The organism is Occallatibacter sp., from assembly GCF_035317045.1.
Taxonomy (GTDB): domain Bacteria; phylum Acidobacteriota; class Terriglobia; order Terriglobales; family Acidobacteriaceae; genus Telmatobacter.
Window position 1 is genome coordinate 43,963 of the sequence record NZ_DATHHT010000027.1, and the last position, 16,972, is coordinate 60,934.

Here is a 16,972-nt window from a genome sequence, read left to right on the forward strand (position 1 = left end):
AAAGCTCCCGCTAAAAGCAGAGCACTAATTGCAAAGCGCCGTAACACGGTCCACCTCGTATTCGGCCGTCGCACTGCGTACCACCGCAAACGCGCTTTTTCCATCCTGTGCGGTCCAAAGTGCGGTCACGGTTCCATCCAGCGTCAGAGGGCCGCTCGCGGGAAGAGCTTCAAGAGCAGGAATCTCAAATGCGCGGAGGCTGTCGTTTTCGGCTTCCCCGGAACTCGAAGCAATTATTTGTGTACCCGCCCCGCAGCCCGAGCGCACCACCGCAAAGTCGCTGCCCCAATCTCGAGTTCCCGCGACGGAGCGCATGGCGCCGTTCTCGATAAGTTGCACATTGCCGTCGATGCTGGATATCAGCAACGCCGCTCCCCCCGCCGCACGCGGAATCATTACCGCCATGTAAAACGGCGGCAGATCGACCCCAATGCCAGGCGTAACGATCCCGGTAAAAAAATCGCGAGCGGAGTTATAGAACGCCTTCAACGGTGTCGCGCTGCTAGCATCGCCGCTCTGATAAACCGGCCACGGATCATCACTGGCATGACAACGAACAGACCAGCCACTATCCGCGCTTGGTCCAGCCATGGGAAGGGAATAGTTTCCAATGCACTGCGTCCCCGGCATATAGGCTGTGAACAAACCGCCATCCGCATTTGCTGCCAATACCGTGCGAGGATCGCGCGAAAGCTGCCTTTCCATCATGATTGTGTTTGCTTCTGTCCAAACACCTGCGGCCGAAGAGAAGATCGAGATCCGATCCGGATAGATCACCAGGAAGTGCCCATTGATCTCAGCGGCAGCCAAAATTGGGTCGTTCCGAACTAATCCGCCGATTCGAATTGAGAGCCCGGCAATCCTCTCGCTGCGCAGCACCATCCGCGCGTCGGCGGTCGATACAGAAGCCATCGAGACATCCACATGCACCATCGCGACATGTGTTTCGCTTCCCTCCACAACTTCGGCTACCCATATTCGCTCGCGCGCATTCTCGCTGAGGGTTATTCGGATTGAATTAGCGCTCTCCGCACCCGAGGCAAGAACGCCGTGTGCCTTCAAATCCTGTTCAATCAGCTTTCGAACCGAAGGAATCTCGCTCGGCGGTATGGTGGATAGATTGCGAATAGTCACCTGGGCCTGCCCCGGACCAAGGATGTCCGCGATCTGTGTCGAAAGGTCCGCTGCTGGTTGCGACCATCGGCTCGGCGTCGGCACAGCCTGTGCCCGGCATGCCGCCAAGCCGGCCAATCCCAACAACCCCAGTGCCATTGCCCGGATCAGCCTCATCGCCCTCATCATTTCTCTACCAGTGTCCGGTCCGTGAACTTCACAATACTTATCGTTTCTCTACCAGTATCCGGTCCCTGAAGTTCTCAATAAAACTTGGAAGTGTCAGTCCATAAAACTTGAAAGTGTCATTCTGAGCGAACGGGGCCCCGAACGCTTTTCAGTTCGGGGTGGTGAGCGAAGAATCTGCTTTTTACACTTCCAGATTTATGCCAAGAGCTTTGCGCGGATTATATCGTTTGCGGCGTATCACGTCCGTTAACCGCGGTTTGCCTGCTGCGCCACACGTAATCGCCACACGTAATCGAGGAGGCGCAGCCTTCCCCGCGCCTCCTCGTTGTGCGCCACCCCTCGGCTCTCAATGCCCGCTCTTTGGCTCGGGCTCCGACTCCGAATCCATCTCCTGCTTTACTACCGGTGCGCTCGCCATCCCCTTGAAGACGTCATTCGCGAAGAAGAACTTCCCGTCAGAAGGCACCATCATTACCTGGATCTTGTCTGACAGCCGCTCTGCCACGATCTTGTTGATCAACAAAGGAGACTTGTTCAGGAGTGCCGCCTCGCTCGTCATTCGCTCCGCATTGGCCGCCGCAATCAGCTTGATGCGGCTGGCTTCTGCATCCGCCAGCAGATTGCGCCGCTGCAACTCTGCCTTGCTGTCGATCACCTTGGCTTCTGCGTCGGCTTGGGCATTCTGGATTGTTGCTTCCTTGCGTGCTTCGGCCTCCAGTTTGCTTTGCTCAATCTGCTTCTGCTTCAGCGGTAGCGTGTACTGCATGGCATCCGCCTCGCCTTTGGCCTCGATTACCTTTGATTGCGCATCGCCCTCGGCCTGCTTCTCCTTCTGCTTCGCCTCTGCCTCGGCTTCCAGCTCGGCGATCCGCACCTGCTTTTGCTGGATGTCAGTATCCACCGCCATCTGATCGTCCTGTTGTTCCTTCAACAGAAGCCCCTCTAGCCCCTTGGCATACTGTTCAGGCAACTGGATGTCGGCCAGCATCACTTCTTCCACCACGATGCCGTCTGCTGCCAACTTCTTCGTGATGATTCCCGCCGCGGCATTCCGCACTTCTTCACGCTTCGTCGCGAAGATTTCGCGCACCGTGTACGAGGGCGCCAATTGGCGCCAGGCACTTGCCACCACCGGAGGCACCAGTTCCTTGTCTGCCGGCTGCTCCAGATGCGCCTGTACGCTTGCGAGCTTATTGGGATCGAGCCTGTACCGCACTGTGACGGCCAGTCCGATGATCAGCCCTTCGCGCGATTGCACCGTCATCTCGTTCTTAATACCCGGCTTTCCGGCATCCACAATCCCGGCCGTGAAGAGATGATCCCGCAAGTCAAACATCTGCACGCTTTCTACCAGCGGCGTAACAAAGTGTAACCCCGGGTACAGAGTCCCCGGCTCCGTCCCGCCGATCTGGCTGATGCGCACGCCGCCCATTCCACTCGGCACCACCACCATGCTGTTCGCGACCAGCAGCGGCAGGCACCCAACCAGCGCCAGTGCCACAGGCCCGCGCCACGCAATCGGGGCTGGCTCGGGTTCCACCACGCCTGATTCAAGGAACAACTCGCCATTGTTTGCTTTCCTCTTCTGCGCATACCGGATGCGCAGCCACAGCCCATACAGCGGAATCCCTACAGCGGCAGCCATCAGCAGCACTCCCGCAACCGTCAGCAACATCTTCAACGCGATCATTCCCCGCCTCCAAATCCGTGCTTGTGCTCTTTCCGTCCGCACGCCAGCGACGATGATCCTCCACCGCGTGCCCCGTGTTTTCCAGCTCCCGGCCATGGAGCAAGCAACAGCCGGACCAGCCCGCCAAAAGTCAACTCCTCAAACAGCAGCGCAGCTGCCACAGGCAGCAACGCTGCCCCCAACCCGCTCATGGCTTCCCCCAGAAGATTCATCGCCGACCTTCCTTACCAATTTCCTGTAACTGCAACGCCCTCGGCGGTTGCTTCCGTCGTTGTTGTCGTCGCGGCCGACCCCAGGCTCGCTATCACCATGGGTTCCTGCTCGCCGGCAACCACTGGCTTCTGCTCGCCACCGAACAACTGCGCTGTCTCTTCATTGCGCTCCCCAACCAGTTCTACGGAGTCGCCCACGCTGACCATCTCGTACATCTCTTCCAGATCTTTCTTGGCCATCCGGATGCAGCCGTGGGAAGCTGCCTTGCCGATCGACTTCGGTTCATTGGTCCCGTGGATTCCGTAGCCCTTGATGTTCAACCCCATCCAGCGCGTCCCCACCGGATTTCCCGGCCCCGGCAGAACGGTCTTGCCATCGTGCGAATAGGTTGGATTCTTGACGCGACGGGCGATGGTGAATTGTCCAGTTGGACTCGGTGTCGAGGGTTTGCCAACCGCGACGGTATAGACCTTCTTCACCTGGCCGTCTTCCACCAGCGCCAGCTTCTTGTCTTCCAGGCTCACCACGATCACCCGCTTCGCAACAGGCGTCGCCTGAACGGGAGTTGTCTGAACTGGGGCTGCCTGCTGACCCATCGCCTGAACTCCCAGAACCGCCGCCATGCTCGCCACCATCGCCCATTTGCTCATTCCGTTCATCGCGTCCCCCATCGATCTCTCATTTGCCAACGCCGTGAGAGATTGCAGGATGAGTACCAAACACACGATGCAGAAAGCAAAGGATTTAACGAGGAATGAAGGATGGGGGTGCGTGTCTCAGGAAACACGACCGTGTCCCGGCTGACACGTTCAGCAGGAGCGCTGATCCGCGCAACGAGTCAAGAGTTGGACTAGGCTTACTTGCCGCTGCCCTCGCTGATGGTGACGATGCGATCGATGCCGGGCACGGTGACATGCTCGACCTTGCCGTCAGGCCAGTGGATCTCGATGTCGTCGATCCTGGTGGCCGGGCCAAGTCCAAAATGCGGGCGGGGATCATTCGAGGAAAGATAGCTGCCGCCGCTGATCACGGCTTCGCGCTGCTTCATTCCGTTGGCAGTGAGATAGACGGTTGTACCGACCGCGTCGCGCGGGCTCTTCGGTCCGCCAGTTAGCTTCAACTCAATCCAGTGATTGTGGTCGCCGCTCACGTTGCGCAGCAGCACCGGGTGGCTGTCCATCACGCTGATCACGGCATCGATCTTGCCGTCGTTGAATAAGTCGCCCACAGCCATGCCGCGACCGGCGATCACGTCGGCAAGGCCTGTACCCTCGACAGCAGGAACATTCTCAAAGCTCTTGCCCTGCAGGTTGTGGAAGAGCATGGGGCGCTGCTTCCAGCTTGTTCCCCAGTTGTACTTATCAGCCTGCGGGTAAACGTGCCCGTCCGACATCAACAGGTCCTTCCAGCCGTCGTTGTCATAGTCCATGAACGCATCGCCCCAGCTGAGGAAAGGGACGGTGACCTCGCCGAGCCCGATGTGATAACTGATGTCGGTGAAGTTGGCATCACCCTCGTTGCGATAGAGCGGCTTGTAGTCGTCAGAAAACGTAGTGTTGAAGACGTCAAGCATGCCATTGTTCTCAAAGTCGCCGACCGCGATGCCCATCGACGCGGTTTCACGCCCTGCCTCGTTGAGCGCGTAGCCTGAAGCGTAACTCACGTCTTCAAAGGTGCCATCGCCTTTATTCAGATAGAGGTAGTTCGGCGTTGAATCGTTCCCGACGAGCAGGTCGGGCTTGCCATCATTGTTAATGTCGACAAACACCGCACCGAGACCGTAGTAACCTGGCTTGTCTGCAACGCCGGCTTTATCGCTTACGTCGGTGAAAGTACCATCCCCGTTGTTGTGGAAGAGATGGTCGGGTTCGCCCTTCAAGCCCCGTGGACCGCAGGCTGTGGCTTCGCCACGAAATGTGCAAAAGGAATTGCTGGAGCCGCCTTCCCCGCCCTTGGCTGGAGGATTGTTCCAGTCCCAATGCAGATACCCCGCCACAAAAAGATCCAGTCTTCCGTCGCCGTCATAGTCTCCCCATGTAACGCCCGTGGACCAGTTGCCGAGCGTTACGCCCGCTTTCTCGGCAACGTCGGTGAACGTTCCATTGTGGTTGTTGTGGTAGAGGCGATTCTTCCCGAAGTTGGAGACGTAGAGATCCGGCCAGCCGTCGTTATCGTAGTCGGCCACAGCGCAACCGAACCCCCAGCGGCCGTTGGTGACACCCGCCTTTTCGCTCACGTCTGTGAAAGTGCCGTCATGATTATTGTGAAAAAGACCGGCATGCGGCGGCGCTTCCCTACCGCTGAGCGCGTCGACGGTCGAGCCGTTGACAACATAGATGTCGAGCCAGCCATCGTTGTCGTAGTCAATGAGGCAAACGCCAGATCCCTTGGTCTCGATGATGTAGTCCTTGGCGGGCGTACCCATCTTGTAGGTCCACTTGGTCAGGCCGGCTTTTTCTGAGACGTCCCCGAAGATCACAGGCCCCGATTTAACAAATCCGCCAGCGGTGATCACGCGGTGCTGGTCGTCCAGCTGGATCTGGTGCGGCGAGCTCGTATCCCCCGCTTGCGTAGCGTCGGCGGGTTTTTGCTGTGCTGCAGGCGGATTTGCAGTTTGTGCGTAGCCCGTTGCGGACAGACCCGCCGCGACCAAGGCCGAAAGACTTAACGCGCGCTTCACCGGAAACATGGGAAAAGTATACGGGGCGTGCGTGAGGCAGTCTCTCAACCGAACGGAGGAGAGCCTGCCTCATTGGCTATTGCGCGGATTGTGAAGGAGGTGCGACTGCCCAGCCTTCGCCGGTGCCTTTGATCAGGGTGCCGGTGCCAGCCTGTACGGATGCGTCGGCTGCGATCTTGGGGAAGGTTCTCATGGTTTCGGGGGTACTGGCCCAGCCGGGAATGCCTTCAACCTCGTAGCGGTAATTGACGGTATATTGCGTGGGGTTCGAAGGGTCGTTCGGAACGGCGCTGTCGATGGCCGTAACGTTGAAGTGGCCGAAGCAGAAGTTGCCGTAACCCGGCTGGTTGGGGTCGGGAGTCCACGCGCTGTGCCCTTTGTCGGAGAGGTCGTATTGATTGACCTGTTTGGAGCCGACCAGAAAGCGCTTCTTCTCCGCTGTTCCGCGGACGAGGAGGCCGGCATCAAGTAGCGCGTCGTAGTCGCGGGTCTTTTCGTCCTTGGATGTGTCGGCCTCGGCGGGCAGTTTGGTTGGTTCGGGCCAGACACACTCGTGGCGGCCTGCGAAAGAGTTGTTGATCGCGGATTTGAATTCTGCCGTGTCAATCTGCTTTTTGCATCCAGCCGCCCATACAAGGAGCCCGGTAAACACGAGCACCGCAACGATTCGTTCACGCATCTCTTCCACCTCAAATAGTTGGATGCGGAAAATGAGGTCAGATGGCCGTTGCGTCGGGCGCGGTAAACGAAATCGCCAATAACTGGCGAATCGTCAGGGACGATTAGTTCAGGTCGGTCAGGACTTTTCTAGTCCCTCTGGATCCTGGCTGGGCGGGATTCTGGATGCCATGGCGGAGACCGTTACGCTCATCAGCACGTCGATCATGGCGCGCTGGGCGCGTGCCCATACCGGGTGCGCTGGGCACCAGGATTTACGTTCGCAATCCTTGCCGCCATTGAGACAGACGTTGAGACAAATGGGGCCGTCGATGGCTTCGATCACTTCGCGCATGGTGGCTTCGCGGCCGCGAGGCAGAATGGCGAAGCCGCCGAGCTTGCCGCGCTTCGAAGAGATCAGCCCCGCACGCGCGAGAGCCTGCATGACCTTCGAGAGAAAACTCTCAGGAGTTGCGGTGGCCTTGGCCAGGTCGGGGAGCAAGGTTCGCTTCGCTGGAGGCATGGTCGCGAGCTGGATCATGACACGCACGGCATAGTCGGCGGCGCGGGTCAGCTGCATCGAGGAGTTGCATCTTTCGATCGCAGGATCGTCTGGTGGGATTGTTTTCATGGGCGTGCTCTCGACTCCAAATGGCCATCCGGACCGCTAGAGTCCAATTCGCAGCGAGTTGAGAGCAGAGTAGCCGAGTGCGTCACCGGCGAATGTATCGACCGTCACAGACCCTTAGAAGCCATTTAGCTAATTCTGTCTTTTCAAAATCAATTGGAGAAAAGCAGTCCAAAATGCTTCGCGAACTGCTGGCCCACACCCGCTCCTGCAGACGCTCGGAAGGGATTTTCTCCTTGGTCGTACCGTGCTCGAACCGTGAAAGGGGTTTCTAAGGACCTCATGCAATCGTTTCCCATTGTAGATCCCATTCCCTTGCCGGCACCGATATGGCTGATCAAGCTGCTGCATATCGTGACGCTGGCACTGCACTTCGTTGCGGTGGAGATGTTGCTGGGCGGGCTGCTGATCGCGGTTCTGCTCAGCATGTTCCGCAATTCGCCGCATGCTTCAGTTACGGCGCGGGCACTGGCGAAGCGGCTGACCGTGGTGATGACGTATGTGATCAACCTGGGCGTGCCGCCGCTGTTGTTCGCGCAGGTTCTCTACGGGCGCGCGCTTTATACATCCAGCGTGCTGATCGGCGTGTACTGGATTTCGATCATCGCGGTGCTCACTCTGACCTACTGGCTGCTGTATCAGTTCAGCGCGCGGCTGGAGGCAGGGAAGTCGGCGTGGTGGGTGGGTCTGTCGGCTTGGCTGCTATCCGGGTATATCGCGCGCATGCTTTCGACCAATATGACGCTGATGTTGCGGCCCGAGGTGTGGCGCGACATGTATTCGGCGTCAGCCCTGGGAGCGTATCTGCCTACGGGCGATCCGACTTTGACGCCGCGCTGGTTGCTGATGATGACCGGCGGATTGTTTATCGGCGGACTGTGGCTGGTTTATCTCGCGGGGCGCAGCACGTTCACTCCGAATGAGAAACGTTTTGTCGCCGGGCTGGGCGGAAAACTGGCAGCGGCATTCGGGCTTGTTTACCTGGCTGCGGGAATCTGGGCGGAACGCGTGCAGCCGGATGCGGTGAAACAGGGACTGACGACGCATCCGCTGTATCACTTCGTTTCGTTTGCCGGATATGGCTGGATGGCGCTGGTGTTAATTGCGGTTCTCGCCGCGGCTTTCGCTGGATTTGGAAAGGTCGGAGCGAACTGGCTCGGCTGGGTCGCAGCCACGCTGGCGCTCCTGATTGAACTCACGCTGGTGATCTATCGCGACGCGGTGCGCGATCTCTCGCTACTGGCGAAGGGCTTCGATGTGTGGAACAGGACGGTGGTGACCAATTGGGGAGTTGTCGGCCTGTTCCTCGTTCTGTTTGTGGGCGGGCTCGGCGTAGTTGGGTGGCTGATTTCGGTTGTGGCACGCGCGCAAAAGCCGATGGAAGGAGCGGCGTAAATGAGTACGCATATCGTTCTGGAAGAACCAACAATCAAGCCCGGCGAGGAAGCCGACAAGTCCACGCGCCGCGCCTTCCTGGTGGCTGCTGGAGCGGCGGGGCTTTGTTACACGGCTGCGCTGGCATATCCCATTTATCGTTACCTTGCTTCGCCTGAGGAAATGGCCTCAAGCGCGACGGCGGTGAAGGAAGTCTCGCTGAAGGATGCGCAGAAGCTGCCGGCGGGCTCGGTGCTGATGTTCAAGTTCGGCACATCGCCGGCGATGCTGATTCATCACGCTGATGGAACGTGGGCTTCGCTCTCCGCGGTGTGCACGCACCTGGGCTGCACGGTGCAGTACGAGCCGCAGGCCGATCGCATTCACTGCGCATGCCATGGCGGTGTTTACAACCCATACACCGGCGCGAATGTGAGCGGACCTCCGCCAAAGCCGCTTACGAAGTTCAAAGTTGCTGTCGGTGAAAACGCCGTTGAAGTGTCGCGCGCATAACGCAAGAGGAAATCAGGCATGACTACAAAGACTGCTTCTATATACGACTGGGTTGATGAGCGCCTAGGCCTTTCGGAACTCGCCGTATTTGCGCGCAAGAAGACCGTTCCGGTGCACGCCCAATCGTTTTGGTACTACTGGGGTGGCATTTCGCTCTTTCTTTTCCTGGTGCAGTGCTTCACCGGCGTTCTGCTGCTGGTTTACTACAGGCCCGGCGACGAATCGTTTGAATCGGTCCGGCAGATCACGTATGTGATGCACTTTGGCTGGCTGATCCGTTCGGCACATGCATGGTCGGCGAACCTGATGATGTTCTCGATCCTCGTCCACATGTTCTCGGTCTACTTCATGAAGGCCTATCGCAAGCCGCGCGAGTTTGGCTGGCTGAGCGGCATGGGCCTGCTTGGGATCGCGTCGGTGTTTGGATTTTCCGGCTATCTGCTGCCGATGGATGAGCTCAGCTACTTTGCGACCAAGGTAGGTTTGCAAATTCCTGCAGCGATCCCGTTTATCGGGCCGGCGATCGCAAGCATGCTGCGCGGCGGACCGGATGTGAGCGAATTCACGGTGCAACGCTTCTTCGCTCTGCACGTCGTGGTGCTGCCTGCCTTGTTCCTGCCGCTGCTTGGCTTTCATTTGTGGCTGGTGCAGAAACATGGCAACGCTGCGCCGCCAAGCGAAGAAGCGAAGCCGCTGCGCGATCGCAAGACAATGCCGTTTATGCCGAACTTCCTGCGCAAGGATCTGGCGATGTGGCTTATCTCGCTGAACATTCTGGCGCTGCTGGCTTCGGTGTTTCCATGGCAGCTTGGGAGGCAATTCGACTCACTTGCGCCTGCGCCGATGGGCATTCATCCCGAGTGGTACTTCATGAGCCCCTTCGAAATGCTGAAGTTGCTCGGCATGGTGAAGTGGCTGCAGGGTGAGCCCGGAGAGATCGCAGGTATTCTGCTGTTCACCATCGGCATTGCGCTGTGGGTGCTGATTCCGTTTTATGACACGAGCCGCGACTCAGGGAAACGCGGGCGCGCCGCTCACTATTTTGGCCTGATCGCAGTCTTCGCGCTCCTGGCCACGACAGCAATTGGCTATTGGACGATTCGGTAGGGCAGTGAACAGTGAACAGTGAACAGTGGACAGTGGACAGTGAGTTGGAACAGTGAATGAAATGATATCGACTCCGAGAGTGCGATCGTTCCGCGACTTGCAGGTTTGGCAAAGGTCGATGGAACTGACTGTCCTCATTTACAAACTCACCGCGACCTTCCCACGCGAAGAGGCATATGGGCTCACAAGCCAGCTTAGAAGGTGTGCAGTCTCCGTGCCCAGCAATATAGCTGAAGGACAAGGCAGATTGAATACGCGGGAATTCAAACAATTTCTCGGTATCGCCCGCGGATCGAATTGTGAATTGCAAACACAGCTGGAGATTGCCCGAAGACTCGGGTTGGGAGATCTAAAGCTCATTAATGATGCTGAGGGTCTCTCGCACGAGATCGGAAGAATGATCTTCGCAATTTTAGGAAAGCTCAGGGTCTGAACAAGAGCAACTGCTCACGTTCACTGTCCACTGTCCACTGTCCACTGCGCACTGCGCACTGTTCACTCTTCACACTGGAGCAAAGATGAACTATCCATTCTGGGACATTCCGCATTTAGGGTCGGGTTGGGTGATCGGGCTGATCGCCATCTTCCACGTCATGATTTCTCAGTTCGCGGTAGGTGGCGGATTCTATCTGCCCATGGCCGAGCGCAAAGCGCTGCGCATGACGGATCCTGCACTGCGCGCCGAGTGGTTAAGGCAGCTTGCAGGCCATTCGAAGTTTTTCCTCGTTCTCACCGCGGTGTTCGGAACCGTTTCGGGTGTTGGCATCTGGTTTGCAATCGGACTGACGCATCCTGAAGCAACCAGCACGCTGATTCACAACTTCGTATTTGGCTGGGCGCTGGAGTGGGTCTTCTTCATGGTTGAGCTGACCACCATCGCGGTCTATTACTACACGTGGAATCGCGTCCCTGAAAAGCTGCACCTAAAAGTGGGTTGGGTCTATGCCGTCGCTTCTGTCTTTACGCTGATCATCATTAACGGCATTTTGTCATTCATGTTGACGCCAGGCGACACCTGGATCGGGGTTGCGGGAACGGGACACGAAGCGAGCAAATTCTGGAACGCGTTTTTCAACCCGACGTACTGGCCGAGCCTGTTACTACGTACATGCGTCTGCGCATCGCTGGCGGGGGTCTGGGCACTGATCACAGCGAGCTGCATCAACGGCGACAAGCATCCCGAGCTTAAAACGAGCAAGGTTCGGTGGAGTGTGAAGTGGCTGGTGCCATCCTTCGTGGCAATGCCATTCCTGATGATCTGGTACTACGCGATGGTTCCGGCTTCGCAGCGCGCGTTGCTCACCCTTGGTATCGACACCATCAACTCCGGCACGTTCTCGACAGTGACGCGCATGGCGCTGATCATCATCGTCACTTCGGCTACGATCATCTGGGTCGCGTACTTTTTGGCGTACCGCAATCCGAAGGAGTTCAACCTGGCCCACGCCATCGCTGTGCTGGTTCTGGCGCTGATGGCGACGGGCGCGGGAGAGTACTCGCGCGAGATGCTCCGCAAGCCTTACGTCATCGGGCGGTGGATGTATTCAAACGGAGTGCGCGTGCCGTATGCAGGCAGGATCAATTCCCAAGGCTATCTGGCCGAATCGAACTGGGTTTGGAACGGATCGGCCTCGAGCTATTCGCGAGGCGAGGCAATCTTCCGCGGTGAGTGCGGCTCATGCCACACGCTGCGAGGCTATCGGCCGCTGGCTCATCTGCTCGAGGGACGCGATCGCGCCAACATTCACAACTTCATCGTCATGCTCCATGACACCGATCCCAAGCATGATTCGCCCTACCGCAAATTCATGCCGCCCATGGTTGGAACCGATCAGGATGTGAACGATCTTTCCGATTTTCTCAATGCGCAAGTGAACCCGCCATCGCCTGCTGCACAAAAGCCGGTGCTCACCGCGCGGAAATAATGGTTCCCTGTCCACTGATAGCGAAGGCCCGCAGGGCGCGGGCCTTCGCTGTTCAGCCTGATTGACAATCTTGCAATACCAGCGCGTTCCCAAATGGATCAAATCACAACATTGGCATGTCCGGGGACCTTGGGATTGGGGCCATATTCATTTCTATCGGGATCGCTGTCGAGCAGCGTAAACACGATCAGAATCAGACCGCCGATCAACGGAACGAAAGCGATAAGATACCACCAGCCGCTTCTGCCTATGTCGTGCAGCCGCCGGATCGTAATTGCCAGCGCCGGAATAAAGCTGATAACCCCGAATACTCCCATGCACATGGCAAACATATTGAAGCCATCCTTTTCGCCAAAGAGCGCGCCGTACCCAAAAGCCAGCGAACCCAGTAAGACAGCGGCGAGAAAGTTAAACAGCTGAAACATCCAATACTCGGTGCGCCGCGATCTGCCGCTGAAATCTGTTGCCCTTTGCCATGCCAATAGGTACCACGCCATGCCCTCCTCCATTCTTGTCGGACCGTTGGATGCTTAGCTCCCCGCGTTACTTCTCGCCCAGCTCATAGGGGATGCCGAAGCGCCCAATCTGAACGAAGGCCCGGGTCGCCGGTGGCCAGATGTGAATCTCGGTCACCCCCTTAATCGTTGGCATGAGGTGTGCATCGGTCGTTCCGACCAGCGCACCTGTTGCTGCTTCGTTGAAATGCACCTTCAGGATCTCACCCTCGTGCGTGTAGCCAAACACATACTCGCCGGGCTTGAGGTCCACGCCGCCGAGCCGAATGAGCGACTGCACCACGAGAAAGTGCGAGTACTTGCCCTCGGCGCTATATCCCGCGGTAATTAAGACCACTCCCGCAATATAGTGTCCGCGGCCATCCACAATGCCGCTAGCCGTGCGCATCTCGGTTTCAATGTGTTCCTTAATAACGGGAGCGCGCGCTGGCAACAGCGTTGCCAATTCCGCATCCGTCGCCTGATGCCATGTGGATTTCTGCGCGTGTGCAAGGTTCGGAACGGATGCAACAAGAAAAGCAAGAAGAAGAATTCGTTTCATGATCACCTTGTTCATGGCTTTGGTTTTCGCAGAGACTCAAGGGGAACGATGCCGCGCTGGATCGCGGCAGTCGCGGCCTGGGTTCGGTCGGTCACCCCCAGTTTGCCCAGCAGGCTGTTGATGTGGGTCTTGACCGTGGCTTCGGAAATGACCAATTCGGTTGCGATTTCCTTGTTACTTCGCCCGCGCACGATCTGCTCCAGGACATCGAACTCGCGAGGAGTCAGCTCTTCCGTGCCGACGCGTTCGGCCAGCCTCTGAGCAATAGCAGGAGGAATGTGTGAGCGGCCCGCATGCACGGTGCGAATAGTCGAGACTAGATCGTCGGTCGTCATGCCCTTCAGCAGGTAAGCGCGGGCGCCGGCCTGCAGCGCACGAAAAATGTCTTCGTCGCCGTCGTAGGTGGTGAGCACGATGAATCGCGCCTGTGGCGTCTCCATGCGGATGCGCTGGATGACCTCGACACCCGAAAGGCGTGGCATGCGCAGATCGATCAGGGTGACATGGGGCTGGCACTTTCTGAATTGTGCGATGGCCTCGACGCCGTCGGCTGCCTCACCTACCACTTCAATTCCATTCACCACATTCAGAAGTGCCACCAGACCCTGCCGCACCACGTGATGGTCTTCCACCACCAGAACGCGTATGTTCTCCTGTGCCGCCATCATTCCCCCGACCTTTCCTGCACTTCTTTCGGCGTCATCACTTGCAGCCGCACTGTTGTGCCTAATCCCAACTCACTCGTCACTTCGAGCGTGCCGCCAATCGCGTCTGCGCGCTCGCGCATTCCAGTCAGCCCGAAATGACCCGGCGGCGGCATGTACCCGGCACTCATTTCAAATCCCCGGCCATCGTCGCGCACCTCAAGTGCAATGTCTGTCGTACCGTATTCAAGCTGAACAGAGAGATGGGTTGCGCCGGCATGCTTCTTCACATTATGGATGGCTTCCTGGCCCACGCGCAGGAATTCCCGCTCCATTCCAGGCGGCATAGGCCGGTAGGCACCGTAGAGGCTGAACGTTGCCTCAACGCCACGACCATTGGCCAGTTCGGTGGCGCGACGCAGCTTCACCGGCAGCGTATTTTCGCCGCTGTCTTGGGAACGGAGGGCCCAGATGGACTGGCGTGCTTCGGCAAGGCCCTCACGAACGTGTTGGCGGGTCGTATCGAGGTGCTTGATGGCGTCTGCTGTGTTGTTGTTCCGGAGAAGCTCTGACAGCACCTCGAGCTGAACCGATACTCCAACATAACCTTGCGCCAGCGTGTCGTGAACCTCGCGTGCAATGCGGTTGCGTTCGGCCAGAACTGCGCGGAATTCCCGCTCGGCGCGCAGCAATCGCAGACGCAACAGCAGAACGACGACTCCCGCCGCCAGCGCGGCCAGCAAAATATAGAACCAAATTGTCTGGTAGAAATGCGGCCGCAACGTGAATGCGAATGCAGCGCCTTCCGTATTCCAGACGCCGTCGTTATTCGACGCCTGAACGCGAAAGGTGTAATTGCCGGGCGGAATGTTGGTGTAGTACGCAGAGCGCCGCGCGCCGGCTTCTGTCCACTGGTGATCGAAGCCCTCAAGCATGTAGCGATAACGAACTTTTTGCGGAGCGGTGTAGCTGAGGCCTGCGTAATCGAACTGGAAGTGATTATGTCCTGCCTGAACCTTTAAAGAGTCCTCTCCATGCAATGGCTCGTCCACGTCGTCGGCGGCAAAACGCACCATGGCCACAGGTGGCGGCACGGTATTTACGGGAAAATGGGCAGGGTCGGCTGCAACCAGTCCTTTCGGCGTTGCAAACCAGAGCCACCCGTCGCGCGTGCGCCAGGCGGAGGGGTGGCTGTTCGTAGCCATTGCGCGCCCGCGCAAGCCGTCGGCAGGGCCAAACTCCATCCAATGCGAGCAGCCGCCAGCCATCTCGCAGTCGCAGCGCGCGATCCCATTTTCGGTGGCGAACCATAAGTGACCGTGCTCATCGTCCAGAATTGCGTGAATGGTCGTGCGATTCAAACCGGACTTTTCTACCGATGAAAAGCCGTGCCCGTCCCAGATGTTCCATCCATCGCCCTGAGTGCCGATCAGCAGAGTCCCATCACTGCGCGACAACAGTGCGGTGATCACGTTGCTTGAAAGGCCGTTTGCCGACGTGAAATTGGAGATGGTGGGTTGGGGAGCACCTTGGAGGTGCGAGAGGCCGGCAAGCGTCGCCACCCACAGGTTGCCATGGATATCGCGCGCCATGGCGCCAACAAGGTCACTGCCGAGACCGGTTGCCTGGGTGAAGGTATCAATGTGCGCGCCGCCTGCGACCCAGTGTGCAAGGCCACGTCGTGTCCCGATCCACAGCGAGCCATCCGCATCTACCAGCAGGGAACGGACGAAGTCGTCAGGAAGGCCATCGGCACTTGTAAACGAAGTGACGACCCCTTTGCGAATGCGATTCAAGCCGTCAGGAGTGCCCACCCACAGATCTCCATTTGGCGCCGCTGCGAGAGAAAGAATTACATCGCTCGAAAGACCGTCCTTCACTTGAAGGGTTTTCACTCGCGTGATGAAAGCTCCATTGCGGGAGATGGCGCCAAGTCCATTTCCGCTCGTTCCCACCCAAAGCGTTCCGGCGTTGTCCTCGACGATGGTTGTTGTGGCATCGGAGGACAGGCCGTCGCGCATTCCGAATGTACGAAAGCGTTCATCGCGCAGGATGTGCAGCCCGCCCGTTTCAGTGCCTACCCATAGATTTCCTTCGTGATCTTCAAGGACCGAGAGGATGGATGCCGAAGCTAGCGAATCGGTCACCGGGAAACGGTCGATCTTGTCCGCAACCCATCGGACCAGGCCGCCGTTGGTTCCGATCCATAATCCGCCTTCGTGGTCGGCGTATGCCGCCTGGATGCGCGTACCCGGAATGTCCTTTCCGACGACGAGCGTCCGCTGCGGATGATCCTTCTCGACAATGTAGACCGCGGTCGTATGGACGGACACATCGGCTTTGTTGGTCAACTGGAAGTGAAACAGCGGGTGCGGCCCGTCATTCCAGTCAGTCAAGAGCGGCGTAACCCGGGAACCCTTGATCTCGACGCTGCCGTTTTGGGTTGAGACATAGACGGTGTCTTCCCGTCCTTGCCGGAGGGCTCGGATGGAGTTGCCGGGCAAACCGTTCTCAGTCGTAAAGGTAGTGGCCAACCCGTTCTGGAATCGCGCAAGCCCATCGCTGGTGCCGATCCAAAGAGCGCCGTCGTCTGTGGCCAGAAGGCACTGGATGTCATTGCCGGGAAGCGCCGGTTTGGAATTCTGGTCGAACACCACGAAGGCATTGCCGTCGAACCGAACAAGCCCCACCTCCGTCCCCAGCCAGACGAAGCCGTCCCGTGTCTGCGCAAGAGCCTGCACCGTGTTTTGCGGCAGCCCGTTCTCCATCACCCATGTTTGGCGAACGTAGTTCGCCAGCGGGGTGGTCGGCTCCAGGGCTGGAGCCCATTCGACGCACGCGAGAAGAATGACCACGAGACAGCAGGAAAATGATGCAGTCGCGCGTGCCAGTCCCACCGCGGTACACCCCCGGCGGCATGCGGGGCCTTGTGCAATCGGGTTCGTTTCGATGCGCAACAAGATGTATTAATCCAAATCCAGACGAAAAGCGTGACCGAACGGGGGCATTACACCGATTATCAGCCCAGAGCGCCCGATCCGCGGAAGCCCTTTTGATTCATTGTGCTGGTACTGGAAATACCTCCACCCAATGGTGGAGCCGATCATCGTCCGAATGACGCAAGACGCCCGACCAGAATCTCGTTACTCTGACATTGCCTCCTGAAATTTACTTGTACATCTC

16 protein-coding genes are annotated in these 16,972 nt (G+C 58.1%); 5 read left to right on the top strand and 11 right to left on the bottom strand.

Translation table 11 applies throughout. The features are described from left to right. Nucleotides 1-24: 24 nt before the first annotated feature. The 7 genes from VK574_RS13250 to VK574_RS13280 all read right to left on the bottom strand — a co-directional run bounded on the left by VK574_RS13250 (nucleotide 25) and on the right by VK574_RS13280 (nucleotide 7,173). Nucleotides 25-1,290: a hypothetical protein gene (locus tag VK574_RS13250; protein WP_472800319.1), complete on the bottom strand. Its 1,266-nt coding sequence runs from the start codon at nucleotides 1,288-1,290 to the stop codon at nucleotides 25-27. A 358-nt stretch (nucleotides 1,291-1,648) separates the two neighbouring features. Next, nucleotides 1,649-2,992 (bottom strand): prohibitin family protein, encoded by a 1,344-nt coding sequence (locus tag VK574_RS13255; RefSeq protein ID WP_472800320.1) that lies wholly within the window; start codon nucleotides 2,990-2,992, stop codon nucleotides 1,649-1,651. Then, complete coding sequence (locus tag VK574_RS13260) at nucleotides 2,989-3,204, bottom strand: hypothetical protein (protein ID WP_472800321.1); 216 nt, start codon at nucleotides 3,202-3,204, stop codon at nucleotides 2,989-2,991. The genes VK574_RS13255 and VK574_RS13260 overlap by 4 nt, the downstream gene beginning before the upstream one ends. 12 nt (nucleotides 3,205-3,216) lie before the next feature. Next, nucleotides 3,217-3,855 carry a L,D-transpeptidase gene (locus tag VK574_RS13265; protein WP_472800322.1) on the bottom strand — a complete coding sequence of 213 codons (639 nt, stop codon included), beginning with the start codon at nucleotides 3,853-3,855 and terminating at the stop codon, nucleotides 3,217-3,219. Nucleotides 3,856-4,061: 206 nt separating this feature from the next. Beyond that, nucleotides 4,062-5,894: a CRTAC1 family protein gene (locus VK574_RS13270; RefSeq protein ID WP_472800323.1), complete on the bottom strand. Its 1,833-nt coding sequence runs from the start codon at nucleotides 5,892-5,894 to the stop codon at nucleotides 4,062-4,064. A gap of 67 nt (nucleotides 5,895-5,961) precedes the next feature. After that, nucleotides 5,962-6,564, bottom strand: a complete 603-nt coding sequence (locus VK574_RS13275) for a hypothetical protein (protein WP_472800324.1) — start codon at nucleotides 6,562-6,564, stop codon at nucleotides 5,962-5,964. 117 nt (nucleotides 6,565-6,681) lie between these two features. Next, nucleotides 6,682-7,173, bottom strand: a complete 492-nt coding sequence (locus tag VK574_RS13280) for an RrF2 family transcriptional regulator (protein WP_472800325.1) — start codon at nucleotides 7,171-7,173, stop codon at nucleotides 6,682-6,684. 279 nt (nucleotides 7,174-7,452) lie between these two features. Between VK574_RS13280 and VK574_RS13285 the strand changes: the two genes are divergently transcribed. From VK574_RS13285 to VK574_RS13305, 5 genes are all read left to right on the top strand, one after another. After that, a complete protein-coding gene (locus VK574_RS13285; protein WP_472800326.1) occupies nucleotides 7,453-8,565 on the top strand; it encodes a hypothetical protein in 1,113 nt (370 codons plus the stop codon). Beyond that, entirely contained in the window at nucleotides 8,566-9,057 is a 492-nt protein-coding gene (locus VK574_RS13290; protein WP_472800327.1) for a QcrA and Rieske domain-containing protein, read from the top strand. Between the two features lie 18 nt (nucleotides 9,058-9,075). Continuing rightward, entirely contained in the window at nucleotides 9,076-10,164 is a 1,089-nt protein-coding gene (locus VK574_RS13295) for a cytochrome b (RefSeq protein ID WP_472800328.1), read from the top strand. A gap of 61 nt (nucleotides 10,165-10,225) precedes the next feature. Continuing rightward, nucleotides 10,226-10,597, top strand: a complete 372-nt coding sequence (locus VK574_RS13300; protein WP_472800401.1) for a four helix bundle protein — start codon at nucleotides 10,226-10,228, stop codon at nucleotides 10,595-10,597. Between the two features lie 85 nt (nucleotides 10,598-10,682). Next, entirely contained in the window at nucleotides 10,683-12,089 is a 1,407-nt protein-coding gene (locus tag VK574_RS13305) for a cytochrome ubiquinol oxidase subunit I (RefSeq protein ID WP_472800329.1), read from the top strand. 98 nt (nucleotides 12,090-12,187) lie between these two features. On the opposite strand, the gene VK574_RS13310 is transcribed toward VK574_RS13305, so the two are convergent. The 4 genes from VK574_RS13310 to VK574_RS13325 are packed head-to-tail and all read right to left on the bottom strand — an operon-like array spanning nucleotide 12,188 to nucleotide 16,686. Continuing rightward, nucleotides 12,188-12,586, bottom strand: coding sequence for a DUF805 domain-containing protein (locus VK574_RS13310; protein WP_472800330.1), 399 nt, complete (start codon nucleotides 12,584-12,586; stop codon nucleotides 12,188-12,190). A gap of 46 nt (nucleotides 12,587-12,632) precedes the next feature. Beyond that, the gene (locus VK574_RS13315; RefSeq protein WP_472800331.1) at nucleotides 12,633-13,145 is read right to left on the bottom strand and encodes a hypothetical protein; all 513 of its coding nucleotides are present in this window, start codon (nucleotides 13,143-13,145) and stop codon (nucleotides 12,633-12,635) included. Between the two features lie 11 nt (nucleotides 13,146-13,156). Further along, nucleotides 13,157-13,813, bottom strand: a complete 657-nt coding sequence (locus VK574_RS13320; RefSeq protein ID WP_472800332.1) for a response regulator — start codon at nucleotides 13,811-13,813, stop codon at nucleotides 13,157-13,159. After that, nucleotides 13,810-16,686 (bottom strand): sensor histidine kinase, encoded by a 2,877-nt coding sequence (locus VK574_RS13325; RefSeq protein WP_472800333.1) that lies wholly within the window; start codon nucleotides 16,684-16,686, stop codon nucleotides 13,810-13,812. Before VK574_RS13325 ends, VK574_RS13320 begins: the two co-directional genes overlap by 4 nt. Nucleotides 16,687-16,972 lie beyond the last annotated feature (286 nt).

Bases quoted from the DNA above. Each gene is read 5' to 3' on its own strand.
- VK574_RS13250 (WP_472800319.1), bottom strand. From the start codon at position 1,290: ATGAGGCTGATCCGGGCAATGGCACTGGGGTTGTTGGGATTGGCCGGC.
- VK574_RS13285 (WP_472800326.1), top strand. From the start codon at position 7,453: ATGCAATCGTTTCCCATTGTAGATCCCATTCCCTTGCCGGCACCGATA.
- VK574_RS13280 (WP_472800325.1), bottom strand. From the start codon at position 7,173: ATGAAAACAATCCCACCAGACGATCCTGCGATCGAAAGATGCAACTCC.
- VK574_RS13290 (WP_472800327.1), top strand. From the start codon at position 8,566: ATGAGTACGCATATCGTTCTGGAAGAACCAACAATCAAGCCCGGCGAG.
- VK574_RS13265 (WP_472800322.1), bottom strand. From the start codon at position 3,855: ATGAGCAAATGGGCGATGGTGGCGAGCATGGCGGCGGTTCTGGGAGTT.
- VK574_RS13270 (WP_472800323.1), bottom strand. From the start codon at position 5,894: ATGTTTCCGGTGAAGCGCGCGTTAAGTCTTTCGGCCTTGGTCGCGGCG.
- VK574_RS13275 (WP_472800324.1), bottom strand. From the start codon at position 6,564: ATGCGTGAACGAATCGTTGCGGTGCTCGTGTTTACCGGGCTCCTTGTA.
- VK574_RS13300 (WP_472800401.1), top strand. From the start codon at position 10,226: ATGATATCGACTCCGAGAGTGCGATCGTTCCGCGACTTGCAGGTTTGG.
- VK574_RS13255 (WP_472800320.1), bottom strand. From the start codon at position 2,992: ATGATCGCGTTGAAGATGTTGCTGACGGTTGCGGGAGTGCTGCTGATG.
- VK574_RS13305 (WP_472800329.1), top strand. From the start codon at position 10,683: ATGAACTATCCATTCTGGGACATTCCGCATTTAGGGTCGGGTTGGGTG.
- VK574_RS13295 (WP_472800328.1), top strand. From the start codon at position 9,076: ATGACTACAAAGACTGCTTCTATATACGACTGGGTTGATGAGCGCCTA.
- VK574_RS13320 (WP_472800332.1), bottom strand. From the start codon at position 13,813: ATGATGGCGGCACAGGAGAACATACGCGTTCTGGTGGTGGAAGACCAT.
- VK574_RS13310 (WP_472800330.1), bottom strand. From the start codon at position 12,586: ATGGCGTGGTACCTATTGGCATGGCAAAGGGCAACAGATTTCAGCGGC.
- VK574_RS13315 (WP_472800331.1), bottom strand. From the start codon at position 13,145: ATGAAACGAATTCTTCTTCTTGCTTTTCTTGTTGCATCCGTTCCGAAC.
- VK574_RS13260 (WP_472800321.1), bottom strand. From the start codon at position 3,204: ATGAATCTTCTGGGGGAAGCCATGAGCGGGTTGGGGGCAGCGTTGCTG.